14 protein-coding genes are annotated in these 19239 nt (G+C 48.7%); 12 read left to right on the forward strand and 2 right to left on the reverse strand.

Annotation, left to right across the window (positions count from 1 at the left end; genetic code table 11):
* Nucleotides 1–51: 51 nt before the first annotated feature.
* Nucleotides 52–687, forward strand: coding sequence for a flagellar protein MotX (gene motX, locus PQQ36_RS19860; RefSeq protein ID WP_011079282.1), 636 nt, complete (start codon nucleotides 52–54; stop codon nucleotides 685–687).
* Nucleotides 688–791: 104 nt separating this feature from the next.
* Here motX and hmpA read toward each other — a convergent pair whose 3' ends face one another.
* Complete coding sequence (gene hmpA / locus PQQ36_RS19865) at nucleotides 792–1976, reverse strand: NO-inducible flavohemoprotein (RefSeq protein ID WP_225486186.1); 1185 nt, start codon at nucleotides 1974–1976, stop codon at nucleotides 792–794.
* A gap of 130 nt (nucleotides 1977–2106) precedes the next feature.
* Between hmpA and nsrR the strand changes: the two genes are divergently transcribed.
* Complete coding sequence (nsrR, locus tag PQQ36_RS19870) at nucleotides 2107–2532, forward strand: nitric oxide-sensing transcriptional repressor NsrR (RefSeq protein ID WP_011079284.1); 426 nt, start codon at nucleotides 2107–2109, stop codon at nucleotides 2530–2532.
* Between the two features lie 63 nt (nucleotides 2533–2595).
* Here the strand turns inward: nsrR and PQQ36_RS19875 are convergent, their stop codons facing one another.
* Nucleotides 2596–4002 carry an amidohydrolase gene (locus PQQ36_RS19875; RefSeq protein ID WP_103201093.1) on the reverse strand — a complete coding sequence of 469 codons (1407 nt, stop codon included), beginning with the start codon at nucleotides 4000–4002 and terminating at the stop codon, nucleotides 2596–2598.
* 250 nt (nucleotides 4003–4252) lie between these two features.
* On the opposite strand from PQQ36_RS19875, the gene rnr reads away from it, so the two are divergent.
* The 10 genes from rnr (at nucleotide 4253) to astD (ending at nucleotide 19159) form a co-directional block, all read left to right on the forward strand.
* Nucleotides 4253–6706: a ribonuclease R gene (rnr, locus tag PQQ36_RS19880; protein ID WP_013570996.1), complete on the forward strand. Its 2454-nt coding sequence runs from the start codon at nucleotides 4253–4255 to the stop codon at nucleotides 6704–6706.
* 37 nt (nucleotides 6707–6743) lie between these two features.
* Complete coding sequence (rlmB, locus tag PQQ36_RS19885) at nucleotides 6744–7487, forward strand: 23S rRNA (guanosine(2251)-2'-O)-methyltransferase RlmB (RefSeq protein WP_011079287.1); 744 nt, start codon at nucleotides 6744–6746, stop codon at nucleotides 7485–7487.
* A gap of 94 nt (nucleotides 7488–7581) precedes the next feature.
* Nucleotides 7582–8268: a phosphoglycolate phosphatase gene (locus PQQ36_RS19890; protein WP_043920933.1), complete on the forward strand. Its 687-nt coding sequence runs from the start codon at nucleotides 7582–7584 to the stop codon at nucleotides 8266–8268.
* A 135-nt stretch (nucleotides 8269–8403) separates the two neighbouring features.
* Complete coding sequence (gene trpS / locus PQQ36_RS19895; RefSeq protein ID WP_011079289.1) at nucleotides 8404–9420, forward strand: tryptophan--tRNA ligase; 1017 nt, start codon at nucleotides 8404–8406, stop codon at nucleotides 9418–9420.
* A gap of 470 nt (nucleotides 9421–9890) precedes the next feature.
* Entirely contained in the window at nucleotides 9891–10982 is a 1092-nt protein-coding gene (locus PQQ36_RS19900) for a porin (protein WP_026130587.1), read from the forward strand.
* A 23-nt stretch (nucleotides 10983–11005) separates the two neighbouring features.
* On the forward strand, nucleotides 11006–14146 hold the full coding sequence (locus tag PQQ36_RS19905) for an ExeM/NucH family extracellular endonuclease (protein ID WP_273662481.1): 3141 nt from the start codon (nucleotides 11006–11008) through the stop codon (nucleotides 14144–14146).
* A gap of 142 nt (nucleotides 14147–14288) precedes the next feature.
* Nucleotides 14289–14867, forward strand: a complete 579-nt coding sequence (locus PQQ36_RS19910; RefSeq protein ID WP_072605308.1) for an aminodeoxychorismate/anthranilate synthase component II — start codon at nucleotides 14289–14291, stop codon at nucleotides 14865–14867.
* Nucleotides 14868–15217: 350 nt separating this feature from the next.
* Complete coding sequence (locus PQQ36_RS19915) at nucleotides 15218–16429, forward strand: aspartate aminotransferase family protein (protein WP_011151317.1); 1212 nt, start codon at nucleotides 15218–15220, stop codon at nucleotides 16427–16429.
* Nucleotides 16430–16664: 235 nt separating this feature from the next.
* Complete coding sequence (astA, locus tag PQQ36_RS19920; RefSeq protein ID WP_011079294.1) at nucleotides 16665–17684, forward strand: arginine N-succinyltransferase; 1020 nt, start codon at nucleotides 16665–16667, stop codon at nucleotides 17682–17684.
* A gap of 17 nt (nucleotides 17685–17701) precedes the next feature.
* Nucleotides 17702–19159, forward strand: coding sequence for a succinylglutamate-semialdehyde dehydrogenase (gene astD, locus PQQ36_RS19925; protein WP_026130588.1), 1458 nt, complete (start codon nucleotides 17702–17704; stop codon nucleotides 19157–19159).
* The last annotated feature ends 80 nt before the right edge of the window (nucleotides 19160–19239 follow it).

Genomic DNA, 19239 nt, shown 5'->3' on the forward strand with positions numbered 1-19239 from the left:
TGATTTCAAAGAGACGCGTTGGCTGAGGATAAACATTAAAGAGTGATGAATATGAGATTACGAACAGTAGCTGCTTCGCTACTGTTGGTGTTGAGTGCTCCTTTTTCTAAAGCGAATGTCGCAGAAGTCGGAGCGCCCGTACCGATTTATACCGAAGCAGAGCTTATTAAGCTGATTGAGCAAAATAAGCACCTTGAGCGTGTGCGCGCGGATAATTGCCAGCTGGTGGAAGATATCGTGGCGCGGGCAACGAGAATTAACCTACCTGCGTACGAGTTCCTTTATGGTGATATGCTGGCGTGGGGTGTGTGTGTCGAGCAAGATGTTGAACTCGGGCTCTACTACATGGAAAACGCAGCCCACCAAGGGCTACCGGCAGCGTTAGAGCAACTGGGGCGCTACTATTCACGTGGTACCTTAGTGCAGCAAGACAAAGAAAGAGCGATTCCCTACCTTCGCGAAGCGGCGGCCATGGGTAACCTCAATGCGCGTATCCATCTTGCTGAACTGCTGCTGCGTGATTATGGCAGCCCTTTGGATTACGAAGATGCCTATCGCTGGCTCTACAACTCAGTCACTGCTGACCAACGTCAGCACCAACGAATTTCAATGCTGCGCCAAGGTTTAGAGCAGCGCATGCCAGAGAATATTATCGCCCGAGCGAAAAGGCGAGATACGTTCTGGTAATACCTTGTCATCACTCTTCTCTCTTTGAATGCCAAAGCCCACCAACTCGGTGGGCTTTTGTGTCTTGTGTGGTTGAGTTCAACGAACCTTGTCGCACTCTAGTACTAAACCACTTTGTGTGGGCCAAAACATTCGTAATGGAACTGTTGTTCAGGCACTCCCATCTCAAGCAATTGTTTGGCGATAAACTGCATAAAGCCAACAGGGCCACAGAAGTACACTTGTACATCAGCCTGTTTGAGGACGGTTTCAATCTCATGCAGGTTCACCCATCCACTGAACTGGAAATCGTCACCGATTTTATCGTCTGAGTTTGGTTGGTTGTACCAAACTAACGAATTGAAATGCGGATGCGTTTCAACCAATTGCTTGACGTGTTGTTTAAATGCGTGTTGTTGGCCATTTTCAGTTGCATGAATCCAAGTCACCGGCGCTTGATGCTCGGTTAGGCTTTCAAGCATAGAAAGTGTTGGCGTGAGGCCGACACCCGCAGAGATAAGCACGACTGGTGCCGTTGGCGCGGCATCAAGGAAAAAGTCACCGGCAGGCGCTGCGAGTTTGACTTTGCTGCCAACGTCGAGATGATCGTGCAGATAGTTAGAGACTCGGCCGCTTTCTTCACGTTTCACTGAAATGCGATAGCAATCAGGACGTACAGAGGATGACAAGCTGTATTGGCGAATTTCTTGATTTTCAAACTGCTCATCGTTGATGTAAATCCCTAAATATTGCCCTGGTTTGAAGCTAACGACAGAGCCACCATCGACGGGCTTAAAGACAAAGCTACAGATGTGTGTACTCTCGTATTGTTTTTCGACCAGTTCAAACTCTCGCAAGCCACGCCAGCCGCCGGTTTGCGATTGGTTGTCTTGATAAATTTGCTCTTCTCGCTGAATGAAGACATTCGCCAGCACACCATAAGCTTCAGCCCAGGCATCGAGCACAGCTTGCCCCGGAGAGAAAAGTTCATCAATGGTTGCCAGCAAGTGACCGCCGACAATTTGATATTGATCGGCAGTGATCAGAAAGCTGGAGTGCTTGTGAGCGATTTTTTCTACCGCGCCTAAGAGTGCAGGCAGATTGTCAATGTTGCTGGCGTAGGCGCAGATGGCGTTGAACAACGCTTCTCGTTGGTCACCATTGCGTTGGTTGCTCATGTTAAAGATATCTTTGAGTTCAGGATTGTGCTCAAACATACGTTGGTAGAAATGGGCGGTCAGTTTTGGTCCTGTTTCGGCCAACAGGGGGGCGGTCGATTTTACAATGTTAATGGTGTTTTCGCTGAGCATAGCGGGCTTCCTATTAGGATTATTTGTTTAATTTTAAGTTGCATCTGTAATGCATGTTTAAAGTTGTATCTCAAATGTATCTTTCAATCAAGAAAAGTTTTAGACTTTCTTCACCAGAGAGGAGCCCACCATGCAACTGACGAGCTTTACTGATTACGCCTTGCGCACCCTGATTTATCTCGCGTCGTTGCCGGATAATGAACAGACCAATATCACCGATGTGACTGAGCTATTTGGTGTTTCACGCAACCATATGGTCAAGGTGATCAACCGTTTGGGGCAGTTAAACTACATTCAAACCGTAAGAGGAAAAAATGGTGGGATCCGCTTGAATCGTCCGGCGAAGACGATTTTAGTTGGAGAGGTTGTGCGAGATTTGGAGCCGTTGGATCTTGTCAATTGCTCGGTGGAGTTTTGCCATATTACGCCCGCATGCCGTTTGAAGGAGCGCTTATATCGCGCGAAGCTGGCCTTTTTGGCGGAGTTGGATGACTGCTCGATCGCTGAGCTGTTGGATGACAACGCAGAGCTCCTGATCTTGCTGCAAAAAGCCTAACTGGCGTTGCCAGTATGCCCTAACCAAAGATAGAGCACACTGTTGCTGCAGAACGTCGTGGAGTTAGCGAATCTCTTCGCCCGAGTCGAGCACGGTTTTACGGACGATGTCAGTAAAGGCCAGTGCTTCTTGGCGAATTTGTTCCTCATTCACCGTGTTGATTTGGCGCTCTTGCATGATCAGCTTGCCATCAACAATGGCATGGCGCACATTGCCGCTGTTGGCTGAGTAAACCAAAGCAGAGTATGGGTTGTAAACGGGGACCATATTTGGCGCTTTGGTATCGATAACGATGATGTCCGCCAGTTTGCCGACTTCAAGAGAACCGATTTTATCTTCCATATGCAGTGCTTTTGCTGCGCCCATGGTCGCCATATCGATCACTTTGAGTGGTGGCATGGCTGCACGATCGTGATTGACCAGTTTGTGGACTTTCGCCACTTGGTTGAATTCATCAATGGTGCTCAGCGTGTTGCCCGACATTGGACCATCGGTACCCAAACCAATACGCACGTTTTCGTTGTACATCTTGAGGGCTGGGGCGACACCTTTGGCGGACTTAATGTTGGCACTCATGTTATGAGCCACGCCCATATCGGCCTGCTTCACTAACTCAATGTCTTTGTCGTCGACCAAAATCATGTGAGCGCCGACGAGGTTGGCATTCAATGCGCCGATTTGATGCATGTACTGCACCGGTGATAAACCGTTTGATCGTTCAGCAATCTTTTCTTGCTCACGGGTGGATTCGGCTAAGTGAATCAAAACAGGTACGTTCTTTTCTAGCGAGAGCTTCGCAATTTTCTGTAGCGTTTCTGTGGTGTTAGTGTAGGGCGCGTGCGGTGCAAACGCTGGGGTAATTCTTGGGTGATCTTGGTATTGGTCGATAAAGTTCAGAGCGTATTGAATGCCTTCATCTGCGTTTTTTGCATCGGCGACAGGAAACTGAATCACACTCTGGCCAAGCACGGCACGCATACCAATTTGGTCGACCGTTTTCGCCACTTCATCTTCGAAGTAATACATGTCTGCGTAGGTCGTTACGCCACCTTTGAGCATTTCAACGTTACCCAAGTTTGCGCCAATGCGCACCATATCGCGTGACACCAGTTTGGCTTCCAATGGGAAAATGTAGCGATGCAGGCGGTCAGGCACATCGTCACCTAATGAGCGAAATACCGTCATCGACACATGCGTGTGCGTGTTAATTAAACCCGGCATCACGATATCGCCGTCGACATCAAGCACTTGTTTTGCTTGATACTGCTTTGCCACATCCGCATCACCCACCGCGATGATTTTGTTCTCTTTTACCACTACAGTGCCGTTTTGATACACCACTTTGTCTTTGTTCATGGTGAGGATCATGGCATCGGTGATCATGAGATCCGCGGGTTGTGCGGCATAACTCATGGACGAAAACAGGCTCATGCCTGCGATGGCAGCAGCAATTACGTTACGTTTCAGCATTCTATTTTCCTTGGAACAGGCATCGGTATAGTTTGCCGCGATAGTAAGAGATTCATGATGAATTGCAAACGTTTGCCCCTCGGTTTGCATACTTCTGTGATCTTGGCACGGAGATGTAAACGAATCAGAAGAATGATGAAAAACTATGAAAAATAAGTGTTAATTTGCTGAAACTGCGACGCGTGGCTGTAGCTTATGAGCAGAGTCAGATATACTACAACCATACCTTCCTTGCTAAATAGGCGTGCCTATGTCAGACGTTATTCAAAACGATCCTTTTGCTGATCGTGAATCAGAAAATTACGAAAATCCCATTCCAAGTCGTGAGTTTATTTTAGAGTTTCTCGAACAAGCTGGCGTACCGATGAATCGCAATGATTTGTTCGAAGCACTGCAGTTAAAAGACGAAGATCAATATGAAGGGCTAAGACGCCGTTTGCGTGCAATGGAGCGCGATGGGCAGCTCGTCTTTACTCGTCGTCAATGCTATGCCTTACCTGAAAAATTGGAAATGATTAAAGGGTACGTGATTGGTCACAAAGACGGCCACGGTTGGGTAAGACCAGAAGGCAGTGTGAACAAAGACGATGACATTCTGTTGCCTCATCATCAGATGAAAACCTTGATTCATGGCGATTTCGTTTTAGTGCAACCAACGGACAACAGCAAGCGCGGCCGCAGGGAAGGGCGTTTAGTGCGTGTGTTGGACGAGCGCAAAGCGCAAATCGTTGGGCGTTTTTTCCTTGAGTATGGCTATTCCTATGTGGTGCCGGACGACTCACGCATTAGTCATGACATTCTCATCCCAAATGAGCACAAAGCGGGCGCTCGCATGGGCAACGTGGTGGTGATTGAAATCACCGATCGTGGTGCTCGCTCACGTGGCATGATGGGCAAAGTGGTGGAAGTGTTGGGCGAAAACATGGCGCCGGGCATGGAAACGCAAATTGCCATTCGTACACACCAAATCCCTCATGAGTGGCCGGAAGAAGTCGATAAGCAGATCGCAAACTTAGGCGAAGAAGTGCCTGAAGAAGCGAAGGTTGGTCGCGTGGACTTGCGTCAACTGCCGTTGGTCACCATCGATGGCGAGGACGCTCGTGACTTTGATGACGCGGTTTACTGTGAGAAGAAAAAAAGCGGCGGCTGGCGCTTATGGGTGGCGATTGCGGATGTGAGCTACTACGTTCGCCCTGACTCGGCGCTCGACAAAGAAGCGATCAACCGCGGTAACTCGGTTTATTTCCCATCACAAGTCGTTCCTATGTTGCCAGAAGTGCTGTCCAATGGCCTCTGTTCGTTGAATCCTCAAGTAGATCGCTTGTGTATGGTGTGCGAAATGACCATTTCAGATAGCGGTAAGCTGTCAGGTTACAAGCACTATGAAGCGGTGATGAATTCCCACGCCCGCTTGACTTACACCAAAGTCAGCCAAATCCTGGAAGGGGATGAAGAGCTGCGTGAGCGTTATGCGCCATTGGTGCCACACCTTGAAGAGTTGCATGCGATGTACAAGGTGCTCAAAGAAGCGCGTGATCAGCGTGGGGCGATTGAATTTGAAACCGTGGAAACCAAGTTCATCTTTAACGCCGAACGTAAGATCGACCGTATTGAGCCTGTGATTCGTAATGATGCACACAAGATCATCGAAGAATGTATGATCATGGCCAACATTGCGTCTGCCTCGCTGGTGGAAAAAGCCAAAGAGCCTGCGCTCTATCGTATTCACGAATCGCCAGGAGAACTTCGTCTGCAAGGCTTCCGCGATTTCTTGGGCGAGTTAGGCTTAGATCTGAAAGGGGGCTTGGAGCCATCACCGACAGATTATGCGGATTTGGTGAAGCAAATTGGCGAACGTGCCGATAAAGAGCTGATCCAGACCATGTTGCTGCGCTCAATGAAGCAAGCGGTGTACAACGCAGATAATGCTGGTCACTTTGGTTTGGCCTTGCAGCGCTACGCGCATTTCACCTCGCCGATTCGTCGTTATCCGGATCTGTTGTTGCATCGAGCGATCAAATATCTGATCGCTAAAGAGAAAGGCCAAAATCAAGATCGCTGGACCCCAACGGGTGGCTTCCACTATTCATTTGATGACATGGATTTCTATGGCGAGCAGTGTTCAATGACCGAGCGCCGCGCCGATGACGCCACACGTGATGTGGCTGATTGGCTCAAATGTGAATACATGCAAGATCATGTGGGTGACGAACTTGATGGGGTGATTGCCAATGTCACCAGTTTTGGTTTCTTTGTTCGTCTGACGGAATTGCACATCGATGGTTTGGTGCACATTTCGACGCTGGCCAATGACTACTATCAATTTGATCCGATTGGTCAACGACTTATCGGTGAAAGCTTTGGTCACATTTACCGTTTAGGCGACGCCGTCAAAGTGAAAGTGCTGGCGGTGAACTTAAATGATAAGCAAATTGACTTTGAATTGGTGGGAACAAGCCGTAAGCTACGCGGCGAAGGCAAAACCGCGAAGAAGCGCGTCGCGGAAGCGAAAGAGAAAGCCAAAGCGAAGAAAAAAGGTGTCGCTCGAGCATCGAAAGCGCCAATGCGTCACGAACCTGTCGTCGAACCGACCAAGCGTCCGGAAGAAAAAGACGGCAAGAAAAAGAAAGTGAAAAAAGCGCAGAAGAAAAAACCACACAGTAAACCGAAGAAAGCCAAGCGCAGTAAAAACGCAGCGGAGTAATCGGTCCGGTATCTTCTACGAGTAAACAGGTTAACCCATGAGTAATGAATTTATTTACGGCATCCATGCTGTAAGAGCCGTTCTGGACAAAGAGCCAGAGCGTTTTATTGAAGCCTATGTGCTAAAAGGGCGTCAGGATGACAGACTGATGCCGATCCTCAATGAGCTGCAAATGGTGGGCGTGTCACTACAACAGATGACACGTAAAACCTTGGATGACAAAGCGCATGGCGCAAACCATCAGGGCATCATTGCACGGGTAAAACCGGCCAAGCAGCTGAATGAGAACGATCTGGATGACATTTTGGCCAAGCACGCTTCGCCACTGTTGTTGATTTTGGATGGGGTGACCGACCCACACAACCTTGGCGCATGTTTGCGTAATGCCGATGCCGCGGGTGTGGCGGCGGTCATCGTACCGAAAGACAAGTCAGCACCGATGACAGCGACCGTTAGTAAAGTGGCGTGTGGCGCGGCCGAAACGGTGCCTTTGGTGCGCGTGACCAACTTGGCGCGCACCATGCGTCATCTGCAAGAGCAAGGTATTTGGATTGTGGGTACGGCGGGTGAAGCAACGCACGATATCTATCAAGCGAAGCTGACGGGCTCTTTGGCCATTGTGATGGGTGCAGAAGGGGATGGCATGCGCCGTTTAACCCGTGAAACCTGCGATGACTTGATCAAAATCCCAATGGCAGGGGCGGTTTCTAGCCTCAATGTTTCCGTGGCCTCCGGCATCTGTTTGTTTGAAGCGGTGCGTCAGAGACTGGCATCACAATAACCACTTCGGTATAGTGAGCGGATGAAATTGAACACAAGGATGGCAATGACCATCCTTTGTTTTTAGTGAGCCAAGTTTAGTGAGCCAAGTAGTGATGACTCAACAAGAGATAAAATTAATCGCCTTCGACCTTGATGGCACCTTGCTAGACAGCGTGCCAGATTTGGCCGTTGCGGCGGATCAAGCGACACGTGCAGTCGGTTTTCCGGGAGTAACCGAGCTGCAAGTTCGCGATTACGTCGGTAATGGCGCAGACATTCTGATTGGTCGTGCCTTGAGCCAAAGCTTAACCATCAACCCAGAGTTGAGTGATGAATTGAGAGCTCAGGCGCGTGAGCTGTTTGATGATTTCTATCAGCAGACTGGTCATAAGCTTAGCCACCTCTACCCAACGGTGAAAGAAACGCTGAAAGAGCTGCACCAAGCGGGCTTCACCTTGGCGTTGGTGACCAACAAACCCAGCAAGTTTGTTCCGGATGTGTTGCAGCAGCACGGCATCGCTGATTACTTTGTCGATGTGCTTGGTGGTGATTCATTCCCAGAGAAGAAACCCAACCCAATCGCACTCAATTGGCTCATGGAAAAACATCAGATTCAGCCAACCGAGATGTTGATGGTGGGCGACTCTAAGAACGATATTCTGGCAGCAAAAAATGCTGGTTGTGCCTCGTTTGGTTTGACCTATGGTTACAACCATGGCGAACCTATTGCCGCCTCTGAGCCGGATTTCGTTGCCGATAGCTTGGCGCAATTGCTTGATGTGGTGCTCGTTTCTGCTTGAAGTGCGATTCGTCTCCGTTCCATACGGTGAAAACCACTAGAAAAATACTCGCTAATGAGTACACTGAGAAAACCGTGCGCTGAGTCTGCACGGTTTTTCATTTATTTAGATTAAGAAGTCAAAGGAATCATCCCCATGAGCAAACCCATCGTATTGAGTGGTGTTCAACCGTCAGGTGAACTAAGTATCGGTAACTACTTGGGTGCTCTACGTCAATGGCAGCAGATGCAAGACGACTATGATTGCCAATACTGTGTGGTAGACCTTCATGCGATTACGGTTCGTCAAGATCCGAAAGCGCTGCATGAAGCGACCCTCGACGCATTGGCCATTTGTCTCGCAGTTGGTGTTGATCCGAAGAAGAGCACGCTATTTGTTCAGTCACATGTACCAGAACATGCTCAACTTGGTTGGCTTCTTAACTGTTATACCCAAATGGGTGAATTGAGCCGTATGACTCAGTTCAAAGACAAATCAGCCCGTTACGCCAACGATGTTAACGTTGGTTTGTTTGGTTACCCAGTGTTGATGGCGGCAGACATCCTCCTTTACGGTGCACATCAAGTACCCGTGGGCAGCGATCAGAAGCAGCACCTGGAGTTGGCACGCGATATCGCGACACGTTTCAACAACATCTATTCACCAGAAAACCCAATTTTCACCATTCCTGAGCCGTACATTCCAACGGTGAACGCGCGCGTTATGAGCCTACAGGATGCGACGAAGAAGATGTCGAAATCGGATGATAACCGTAAGAACGTGATCACTCTGCTTGAAGACCCGAAATCGATCATCAAAAAGATCAACAAAGCGCAAACCGATACCGAAACGCCGCCACGCATTGCCCATGATTGGGACAATAAAGCGGGCATTTCCAACCTGATGGGACTGTACTCTGCGGCCACTGGTATGAGCTTTGAAGAGATTGAAGCCAAGTACCAAGGCGTAGAAATGTATGGTCCATTCAAGAAGGATGTCGGTGAAGCATTGGTGTCGATGCTTGAGCCGATTCAAGCGGAATATCACCGTATTCGTGAAGATCGTGGCTACATGAATGAGGTGATGCGCCAAGGGGCAGACAAAGCATCAGCACGCGCAGCGGAAACGCTAAAGAAAGTATACGAAGTGGTTGGCTTTGTTGGTCGCCCTTAATTCGGACATATTTTTTGACTATTTTGAGGTCGCCGTTAGGCGACCTTTTTTATTATTATAAATCCACTAATTTAAACATTGCTAATATAAGCTAAATTTCATATCACATCTCAATAATTACAACTGAGTTGTAGCTCTAATTTATTTAAATTCATTTCATATTATTTATATTGATTCTTTTATCTGTTGAAAATATAAATCAGCCCATATTAATAGTTTTATAATTGTGAAACATTTCGCATTTAGACTGCATCCCACTTTTCTTTTTTCACCAAATAGAGACATTACTCTAGTTTATTAATGTGCTGGTTAAACCCTAACCGTTGTTGCCTTCAGATAAGGTGACTGGCTTTGTGCGCCCAAAATTTGACCGATATCTATTTCGTTGGCCAATCACTGAAATAACAGAGCCCTGTTTAACCGATACAAACAAATTCCCAAATTGGATATCGAGATACAAGGAAATAGCAATGTTGAAACGAAATGCAGTGGCAATGGCGATCTCCTCGCTATTGATGGCGTCCGCAGCGCAAGCCGCCACCATCTACGAAAATGAGAACGGAGACTATCTCAAGCTGTATGGTGAAGTCGGCGTGGGTGGCCACATTGGTGCGAACTTTGAGTATGGTGAGTTTTACACCGACGAGAAAAGCTACATTGATGACTCGTTCGCAACCATGGGTGTGCGTGGCAAGAATGGCCGAATGCACTACCGCTTAGAGTTGGATTATGAGCGCGAAAACTGGCAATACGGATCGGGTGATTTAGTCCTGAGCATCGATAAATTGTTCCTCGGCTATGACTTGCTGGAAAGCAATGATTTCAACCAATACATCGAAGTGGGCTTAACCGATACCGCCTTTGACGACTACGACAAATGGGGTGACTTCACGTTTGATACCACGGTAGAAACTGGTGAAGCGGGTGACCAAGATATGACCATCAAATACGAAGGTCGATTCTTCTCGGACATCAAAGTGGGTGCGTCATACACCTACGGTGGTAAATCGTCATCGGGCTCTGAGCTAGGCGATATCGTCAATGGTTACTTGGGTTACTTTGGTGAGCGCTTCTCTGCGGTTGTTGGTCTAGAAGGCCGTGGTGGCTCTGATGGTAAGTCGAAATACGGTGAACAGCAGCTGCTTGGTTTTGGTGCTCGCTTTGCGGTAACAGAGGCGATCCATTTAGGCTTTAACGCCTTCCTTGAGAAAGAAGACATTGCTCAAGATAAAACCTTGGTTTCAACCGATCCGACAACAGGTGAGAAAAGCTACGTTTACAACAATTTCCAAACGGAAGAAAACAAAGGTGCGCTTGTGTCGGCTAAGTACATCTTTACCCCTCAGTGGGAGTTCACCGCATCGTACAACTTCGAGCAGTACGAGAAGTGGGATAACACCAGCGATGTTTGGGATGGTAAAGACAACAGCTGGGGTAAAGAGCGAGTTTGGGGCACCTTGGGTGTGAACTACAAACCAACCAAGTCAACCGTGATTGCATTGGAAATGAACACGGGTGAAGCGGCACAAGATGCGTACGCATACGCACGTGTGTACTTCTAATCGGTCAGAGAGGATTTAGGGAAATGAACAAAAAAATGACTTTGCTTGCTGGTGCGATTAGTAGCGTGTTAAGTGGCGCAGCGCTGGCAGATATTAATGACATCATCATCACTGAGTATGTTGAAGGTTCAGCGAGCAACAAAGCGGTAGAAATCAGTAATATTGGTACAAGCAATTACACTTTTGATGGCACGCTATCATTGTATTATTCGTCTTATAAAAATGTTATCAAGAATTCAAAAGGTCAGAATGTACTTGAAGGCATCACTTTAGCACCAGGAAAAAGTATCGTGGTTGTGAATGGTGATTCAAGTACAGAACTTCGCCAGTACGTAGAGCGCCTCGGTGGTAAGGATGCTCTTGTTGTCGCTGGCACTTACGATCAAGTTCAGCATTCAGCAATGAATTTTAATGGTGATGACGCGGTTTGGCTAGGTGTTGGCTCTGATGCTTCTGGCGTTAAAGATATTTTTGGTAACTATGGACATAGTGGCGACAAGATCTGGGCTGATCAAACCATGCGCCGTAAGTCAGGATCTAAACCATCTACGACTTACCAAGAGGCGGAGTGGGAGAAACTGAGCATCAATGCCTTTGGTGGTTTAGGGCATCCAACGGATGTGAACGATGAGCCACTTCCTCCTCCTCCAGCAAATCTTCCTTGTACTGATGCAGAGGGCACAGTTAGCCACAAAACCATCGGTGAAGTGCAAGGCGAAGCTTACTCCTCTCCTTTGATTGAATCGGGCTATACCTCAAAAGACGAATATCTTGTCACGGGTGTGGTCAGTGCTGTGGCCACTTCGTTGGTTAAAGGTTTTTATCTGTACGATGACAACGCCGATGGCAATGTGAAAACATCGGACGGTGTTTTTGTGAAAACATCGGGCGCGGTGAGTAAAGATATGATAGGCCAGCAGATTTGTGTGCGCGCTAAGGTCAATGAAGACTACGGTATGACCACGTTGCTGCCAACGGGCAATATCTGGGAAGTGAAAAACAGCACTCCTGTTGAAGTAACACCGGTGAAACTGGAGCGTATCGATAGCGATGATGACACATTCCGTTCAACGCTAGAGCGTCTTGAAGCGATGCCTGTTGTGCTGGTGGAAGATATGGACGCTGCTGAAGGCAACCAGGATATGCGTGTATCACGTACGTTCAGCTTTGACTACAGCGCGAAGCGCAACAATATGGTCATCGCTTATAAGCGTCCAAACCCGCAACCAAACCAAGACCATGTCGCGGGCAGCGATGCCGCGAAGGCGCAAACCGCGCAAAACAAAGATTACCGCATTGTGGTGGAATCGGATGAAAAACCAGCCAATGGTAAAATCCCTTACTACCCAGAGTTTGCAAGCGACCCACACAACAACTACATCCGTATTAACGATTCCGTTGTAGGCATGACTGGGGTACTTCACTACTCTTACAATGAGTTCCGTTTGATCCCAACAGCGAATGTGACGAAAGCGAATTTTGTTCACAACACACCACGCACATCGTCGCCAGTGATTAAAGAGTCGTACGGGGATGATGGCTTTACCATCAAAGTCGCGACGCAAAACGTGTTGAACTACTTCAACTCGCCATACGGTGGTCATGACAACCAGTTTGGTGACAACCGAGGTGCAGAGTCTCAGCAAGAGTTTGAGCGCCAACAAGCGAAAATCGTCGAAGCGATCTACGGCTTGGATGCGGACATCGTTGGCTTGATGGAAGTGGAAAACAACGGTTTTGGTGATTTCTCGGCGATTCGTGAACTGCTAGAAGCGATCAACGCGAAGTACTACAAAGAAAACTACAAAGATCGTTTTGCGCGTGAGTCGATCCACAACCGTTACGTCTTTGTCGGGTTTGATAAAAACGGCGACCAAGTGCTGGATCAGTTTGATACGATCGGATCGGATGCGATCACCACAGGCATCATTTACCGCCCATCGAAAGTGTCAGTGATCGCCGGTAAAGTGATCCCAATGCCTTGGCAGGACGCGCCAATGATCGTCGATGCAGACGGAAAACCAGTAGTAGATGGTAAAGGTGAGTTGGCTGAAAGCGGTAAAAACTATCAGCGTAACACCGTTGCTGCGACCTTCCGCGTGCTCAATACAGGTAAACAGCTAACCGTTTCAGTGAACCACTTGAAATCAAAAGGCTCAACCTGTTGGGATGATTACGTTGGTACCAAAGCGGTCGATGATGATGCGCAAGGCTCGTGTGAAAACTTCCGTGTGGCTTCGACTTACCATCTAGGTCAGGAAATGGCGAAGATTGGTGGTGACCAAATCGTTCTCGGCGACATGAACTCTTATGCACATGAAGATCCAATGCTGGTGCTAACGAGTAACCCGACGAAAAAAGCACTAAAAGCGGCGGATTACATCAAAGTGGGTAACAAGTGGCTATTCAACGCCGAGCAAGGCCCTGTAATCAGCAAGACATTTGGTTATATCAATGCAGTGGACTACAAAACCCCAGAAGGTGAGACCTCTTGGAGCTACTCTTACAATGACGAAGTGGGCTCACTCGATCACCTGTTGATCACCTCCTCGTTGAAATCACGTCTTGTGGACGCCGTCGATTGGCACATCAATGCGCCAGAATCAACGCTGTTTGACTATTCGAACAAGTACAAAGGCGGTGATTCGAATGAAGCGAACCCATTCTACAAAGATGATGCGTTCCGCTCTTCAGACCACGATTCAGCGCTTGTGACCATTGGTTATAAGTACGGTGAAGCGGGTGAAAGCCAAGTGGTGATTGGTACTAAGAGTGATCGCGCTGACGTTTACTTCCCTGTATCAGAAAGCGTGAAGCAAGGCGATGTGGCTGAGCTCACCATTTCGCCAGCGCCACAAGGTGTGGTTCCTCTGCGTGAAACCGTCGGTAAAGATGGTGCTCAGACACTACGCTTCGATGTGGCTGGTTTGCCAAAAGGCGAATACACCATGACTATGCGTGTGCTTCGCTCAGCAGCAACTCGCGCAGCGGCAGATGAAACGGTGGTAGAAAGCAAATCGATGACGGTTACTGTTGCGAAGCGTGATTCAAGCAACGTCAAACCAGTTGTACCTGCCTATGATGGTTCTGGTGGTGCATTCGGCTTCGGTGCGCTGCTATCACTGTTCGGTTTTGGCTTCTTACGTCGCCGCCGTTCGCTATAAGCATAAAGTGTAAACCCTTAAGGCCAGCAATTTGCTGGCCTTATTTTTGTTCTATCGGTCAAAAGGCTTGCCTTTCGCGACTGGTGCTGCAAAATACCGCCCTTATCTATCCGTTCATCTTTGAGTGAGTTGTTGTTTTCCAATGCTATTGATCATCGATAATTACGATTCGTTTACTTACAACCTTTACCAGTACTTTTGTGAACTGGGCGCACAGGTGCAAGTGGTACGTAATGATGAGATTGATCTGGCGGGTATCGCACAACTGAACCCCACACACCTGGTGATCTCTCCTGGGCCTTGTACGCCAAACGAAGCGGGGATTTCGCTGGCTGCGATTGAGCACTTTGCCGGTAAACTGCCGATATTGGGGGTGTGTTTAGGCCATCAAGCGATCGCGCAAGTATTTGGTGCGAAAGTGGTGCGAGCCAGACAAGTGATGCACGGCAAAACCTCGCCTATTACGCACAATGGCCGAAGCGTCTTCAAAGGGTTGAACAATCCACTGACCGTGACGCGTTACCACTCACTGGTGGTGGAAAATGGCTCGCTACCAGAGTGTTTTGAGCTCACCGCATGGACAACCCATGTCGATGGCAGCATGGACGAAATCATGGGCTATCAGCACAAAACACTGGCGATTGATGCGGTTCAATTCCACCCAGAGTCGATCAAAACTGAGCAAGGACATCAGTTACTGGCGAACTTTCTAGCGCGCTAATCCTGATCGCGATCACCTTTCTTAACATTTTCTTCATCTTTTTTTGCTTTTGCGATGAGTGAAAAACTATTCGCGCCGTTCTGCATTCTGTTTTCATTTTTCTTACCACATCAGCAAGCTTCTGCACTTTTTAAAAAAGTGCTTCAATAATTTACCAACTTGATGCATAAATAGTCATTAATAGTGACTATCAGGATTTACACCCCGAACCAAAAAGAATAAATCACTATTGAAATCGTTAATTAATTGTAAATACAATGCCGCATCAGCGTAAATGCAAGACAATATTTGCCGAACAGTGAAAGTCGGTGTAATTCGCTATCTGCTGCGGTATCGAGAGGGAATGTGTAATGACAGTGGAAATGAAAGTAGAGCGTGGATTGTTCGATGAGGTGATGGTGCCTTGTTACAACCCAATGGAGATGATTCCAGTTAAAGGGCAGGGTTCTCGAATTTGGGACCAAAACGGTAACGAGTATATCGACTTTGCTGGTGGTATTGCGGTGAGCTGTTTAGGCCATTGTCACCCAGTGATGGTGAACGCACTGACAGAGCAAGCGGGTAAGCTTTGGCATTTGAGCAACGTTATGACCAATGAGCCAGCGTTGCGTTTGGCAAAAAAACTGACCGAAGTGAGCTTTGCTGAACGTGTGTTCTTTGCCAACTCAGGCGCGGAAGCCAATGAAGCGGCACTGAAACTGGCGCGCCGTTATGCCGCAGACGTTTATGGCCCAGAAAAATCAGAAATCATCGCGTTTAAACAGGGTTTCCACGGACGTACTTTCTTCACCGTGACGGTGGGTGGTCAGGCGGCGTACTCGGATGGTTTTGGTCCGAAACCGGGCGACGTTACTCACCTTCCTTACAACGATATTGAAGCACTGCAAGCACACATTTCAGACCGTACCTGTGCGGTCATGATGGAACCGTTACAAGGCGAAGGCGGCATCATTCCACCAACAGCGGAATTCATTCAAGCCGTGCGTGAACTGTGTGACAAACACAATGCGCTATTGGTATTTGATGAAGTGCAAACGGGCAATGGCCGTACGGGCGAGTTCTATGCTTACCAAGGTCTGGGTGTCACGCCCGATATTCTCAGCACGGCCAAATCGCTTGGTGGCGGTTTCCCGATCGGGGCTATGCTCACCACGGCGAAACTGGCTGAACACCTAAAAGTGGGCACGCATGGTTCAACCTATGGCGGTAACCCATTGGCTTGTGCCGTGGCAGAGGCTGTGGTCACAGAAGTGTCTAAACCTGAAACGCTACAAGGCGTGAAAGAACGTGAACAGTGGTTCCGTGAAGGATTAGCTAAACTGAATGAGAAATACCAAATCTTCGCTGAAATCCGTGGTAAGGGATTATTGCTTGGTGCCGCACTGAATGAACAATGGCAAGGCCGTGCTCGTGATGTGTTGGTTGCAGCTGGCAAAGAAGGTTTATTAGTGTTGGTGGCGGGCGCAAACGTGGTGCGTTTCACACCTTCACTGGTCATTACTAAACAAGAAATCGAAGAAGGTTTCGCGAAGCTAGACAAAGCGATCGCTTCTCTAGTCTAAGCGCTGCTTATGCCGAACATTCACCCATGGAAGCGGGTGAATGTTCGATGCCTTTCCTAGGAGCTAACGCATAGAACCTAGGGCCTTCTATCCCCTTACTATTTGAAGTTGCAGGTGCGTTGGCTATGCTCGTTCCCCTAATCACATAGTCTATCTATGCTGATGGGGATGAACTCACTTACCGCCTACCTGCAATGCCAATTCGTTTGGGTATGTGCATCTGGAGGGAGTATTGATGCTAGTTGTTCGCCCTATTGCAATGTCGGACTATGAATCTTTGCACACCTGCGCTGTTGAGTCAGGGCATGGATTCACTTCTCTACCGGTTAACGAAGAGCTGTTAACCAATCGAATCAAACATTCTGAATACAGTTTTGCCAAAGCCAATGTGACCGAACCCGGTGACGAAGGCTATCTGATGGTCGGTTTTGACAGTGAAACTGGCGAGGTTGCAGGAACCACGGGTATCGAAGCCTCAATTGGCTGGGATGTGCCGTTTTACTCGTATCACATCAGCAAGATTGTTCACTCATCGCCGAAATTAGGCGTTAACAATGTGGTGAAACTGCTGACCTTTGGCAATAACTACACCGGTTGTAGCGAAATTTGTACCCTATTTTTGCGCGAGAAGTTTCGTCAAGGTTTGAATGGTCGCCTGATGTCTAAGTGCCGTTTTCTGATGATGGCAGAGCATCCACACCGTTTCTCTCAAACCATTTTTGCCGAAATGCGCGGTGTTTCTGATGCGCAAGGCAATTCGCCATTTTGGCAGTGGTTGCAAGAGCACTTTTTCTCAATCGATTTCACCATGGCGGATTACCTCACGGGTATCGGTAAGAAAGGTTTTATTGCCGATTTAATGCCAAAGCTGCCGATCTACATCAACCTGCTCAGCCCAGAGGCGCAAGCAGTCATTGGTCAAGTGCATGACAACACAAGACCTGCGTTGAAGTTGTTGGAAAGAGAAGGGTTTACCAACCGCGGTTATGTCGACATTTTCGATGGTGGCCCAACGGTGGAATGCGATTTGCGCAATATTGAATCGGTGCGCCATTCCGTGCGTGCGAAAGTGCGGATCAGTGAGCATTCGAGCTCAAAAGCGTTCTTAATTGCCAATACTTCATTTGAGGATTTTCGTGCGACTGCCGCCAAAGCAGCGTATGACCCAGCAACATCAAGCGTGATTTTATCTCCAGCCGTCGCCGAAGCGTTGAACGTTGAAGATGGTCACTACGTACGCATGTTGCCGCAGTAAACAGAAAGGAAGAGATGATGACACAGTGGATTGCAGGTGAATGGGTCGAAGGTTTAGGTGAAGAGTTTACCTCTCTCTCCCCGTATGACAATCAGGTTGTTTGGCGTGGCAAGGGAGCCACGGCGGAACAAGTGGAGATGGCGGTGAAAGCAGCGCGCCAAGCGTTTGTTGGCTGGAAAACATTGTCCGTTGCCGAGCGAGAGGCGGTGGTGTTGGCCTTTGCTGAGCAAGTGAAAGAGAACAGTGAAGAGATCGCCCAAGTGATCGCCAAAGAAACCGGCAAGCCGCTTTGGGAAACGCGCACTGAAGCGGCGGCCATGGCGGGTAAAATCGCCATTTCGATTCGTGCGTACCATGAGCGTACCGGCGAGTCGCAAAAAGAAGCCGCAGGCAACCAGATTGTTTTGCGTCACCGCCCGCTTGGTGTGATGGCGGTCTTTGGCCCGTATAACTTCCCGGGTCATTTACCCAATGGTCACATTGTGCCTGCGCTACTAGCCGGTAACACTGTGGTGTTTAAACCTTCTGAGCAAACCCCGTGGACGGGCGAGCTTGCCATGAAGCTGTGGCAAGCTGCAGGCCTGCCTCAAGGGGTGATCAACCTGGTACAAGGTGGCAAGGAAACGGGCATTGCTTTGGCGGAATCGAAAGGCATCGATGGTTTGCTGTTTACGGGAAGTGCCAACACAGGTCATTTATTGCATCGCCAGTTTGCTGGTCAGCCGGGCAAGATGCTGGCACTTGAGATGGGCGGCAACAACCCTATGGTGATCACCGATCACTATGGCGATCTTGATGCTACCGTCTACACCATTATCCAATCGGCTTTTATCAGTGCCGGGCAGCGTTGTACCTGTGCGCGTCGTCTCTACATCCCATTGGGTGAGAAAGGCGATGCACTGATCACCCGCTTGGTCGAAGCGACCAAGAAGTTGCGTGTTGATCAGCCATTTGCAGAACCTGCTCCCTTCATGGGACCACAGATTTCGGTGGCTGCTGCAAACTTCATTTTGGCGGCGCAAGCCAACCTGCAATCGCTTGGTGGAGAGAGCTTGATTGAAGCCAAAGCGGGTGAGGCGGCATTTGTCACGCCGGGTATTATCGATGTTACCAACATTGCTGAGTTGCCCGACGAAGAATACTTTGGCCCATTGCTGCAAGTGGTGCGTTATCAAACACTAGAGCAAGCGGTTGAGCTCGCCAATGATACCCGCTTTGGTTTATCGGCTGGTTTGGTGTCAACCGATGATGGTGAGTGGCAATATTTCGTTGACCATATTCGTGCTGGCATCGTCAATCGTAACCGTCAGCTAACGGGCGCGAGTGGTGATGCACCGTTTGGTGGCCCCGGTGCGTCGGGCAACTTGCGCCCAAGTGCGTACTACGCCGCGGATTACTGTGCCTATCCAATGGCTTCGATGGAAGGGGAGGAGACATTACTCCCTGCAACGTTAAGCCCAGGCGTCGAACTGTAAAATAATAATAAGGGCGTGTTAGTCGCCCAAGGGCGCAGTGGGATCGAGCCTGAGTCACTGTGGCCCAACTATAAGTGAGG

Source organism: Vibrio sp. CCUG 15886, assembly GCF_028570825.1.
Taxonomy (GTDB): Bacteria; Pseudomonadota; Gammaproteobacteria; order Enterobacterales; family Vibrionaceae; genus Vibrio; species Vibrio vulnificus_B.

Excerpts from the sequence above, each read along its gene's own strand:
- astD (WP_026130588.1), top strand. The coding sequence starts at position 17,702 with ATGACACAGTGGATTGCAGGTGAATGGGTCGAAGGTTTAGGTGAAGAG.
- astA (WP_011079294.1), top strand. The coding sequence starts at position 16,665 with ATGCTAGTTGTTCGCCCTATTGCAATGTCGGACTATGAATCTTTGCAC.
- trpS (WP_011079289.1), top strand. The coding sequence starts at position 8,404 with ATGAGCAAACCCATCGTATTGAGTGGTGTTCAACCGTCAGGTGAACTA.
- PQQ36_RS19910 (WP_072605308.1), top strand. The coding sequence starts at position 14,289 with ATGCTATTGATCATCGATAATTACGATTCGTTTACTTACAACCTTTAC.
- nsrR (WP_011079284.1), top strand. The coding sequence starts at position 2,107 with ATGCAACTGACGAGCTTTACTGATTACGCCTTGCGCACCCTGATTTAT.
- PQQ36_RS19900 (WP_026130587.1), top strand. The coding sequence starts at position 9,891 with ATGTTGAAACGAAATGCAGTGGCAATGGCGATCTCCTCGCTATTGATG.
- PQQ36_RS19905 (WP_273662481.1), top strand. The coding sequence starts at position 11,006 with ATGAACAAAAAAATGACTTTGCTTGCTGGTGCGATTAGTAGCGTGTTA.
- rnr (WP_013570996.1), top strand. The coding sequence starts at position 4,253 with ATGTCAGACGTTATTCAAAACGATCCTTTTGCTGATCGTGAATCAGAA.
- rlmB (WP_011079287.1), top strand. The coding sequence starts at position 6,744 with ATGAGTAATGAATTTATTTACGGCATCCATGCTGTAAGAGCCGTTCTG.
- PQQ36_RS19875 (WP_103201093.1), bottom strand. The coding sequence starts at position 4,002 with ATGCTGAAACGTAACGTAATTGCTGCTGCCATCGCAGGCATGAGCCTG.
- hmpA (WP_225486186.1), bottom strand. The coding sequence starts at position 1,976 with ATGCTCAGCGAAAACACCATTAACATTGTAAAATCGACCGCCCCCCTG.
- PQQ36_RS19915 (WP_011151317.1), top strand. The coding sequence starts at position 15,218 with ATGACAGTGGAAATGAAAGTAGAGCGTGGATTGTTCGATGAGGTGATG.
- motX (WP_011079282.1), top strand. The coding sequence starts at position 52 with ATGAGATTACGAACAGTAGCTGCTTCGCTACTGTTGGTGTTGAGTGCT.
- PQQ36_RS19890 (WP_043920933.1), top strand. The coding sequence starts at position 7,582 with ATGACTCAACAAGAGATAAAATTAATCGCCTTCGACCTTGATGGCACC.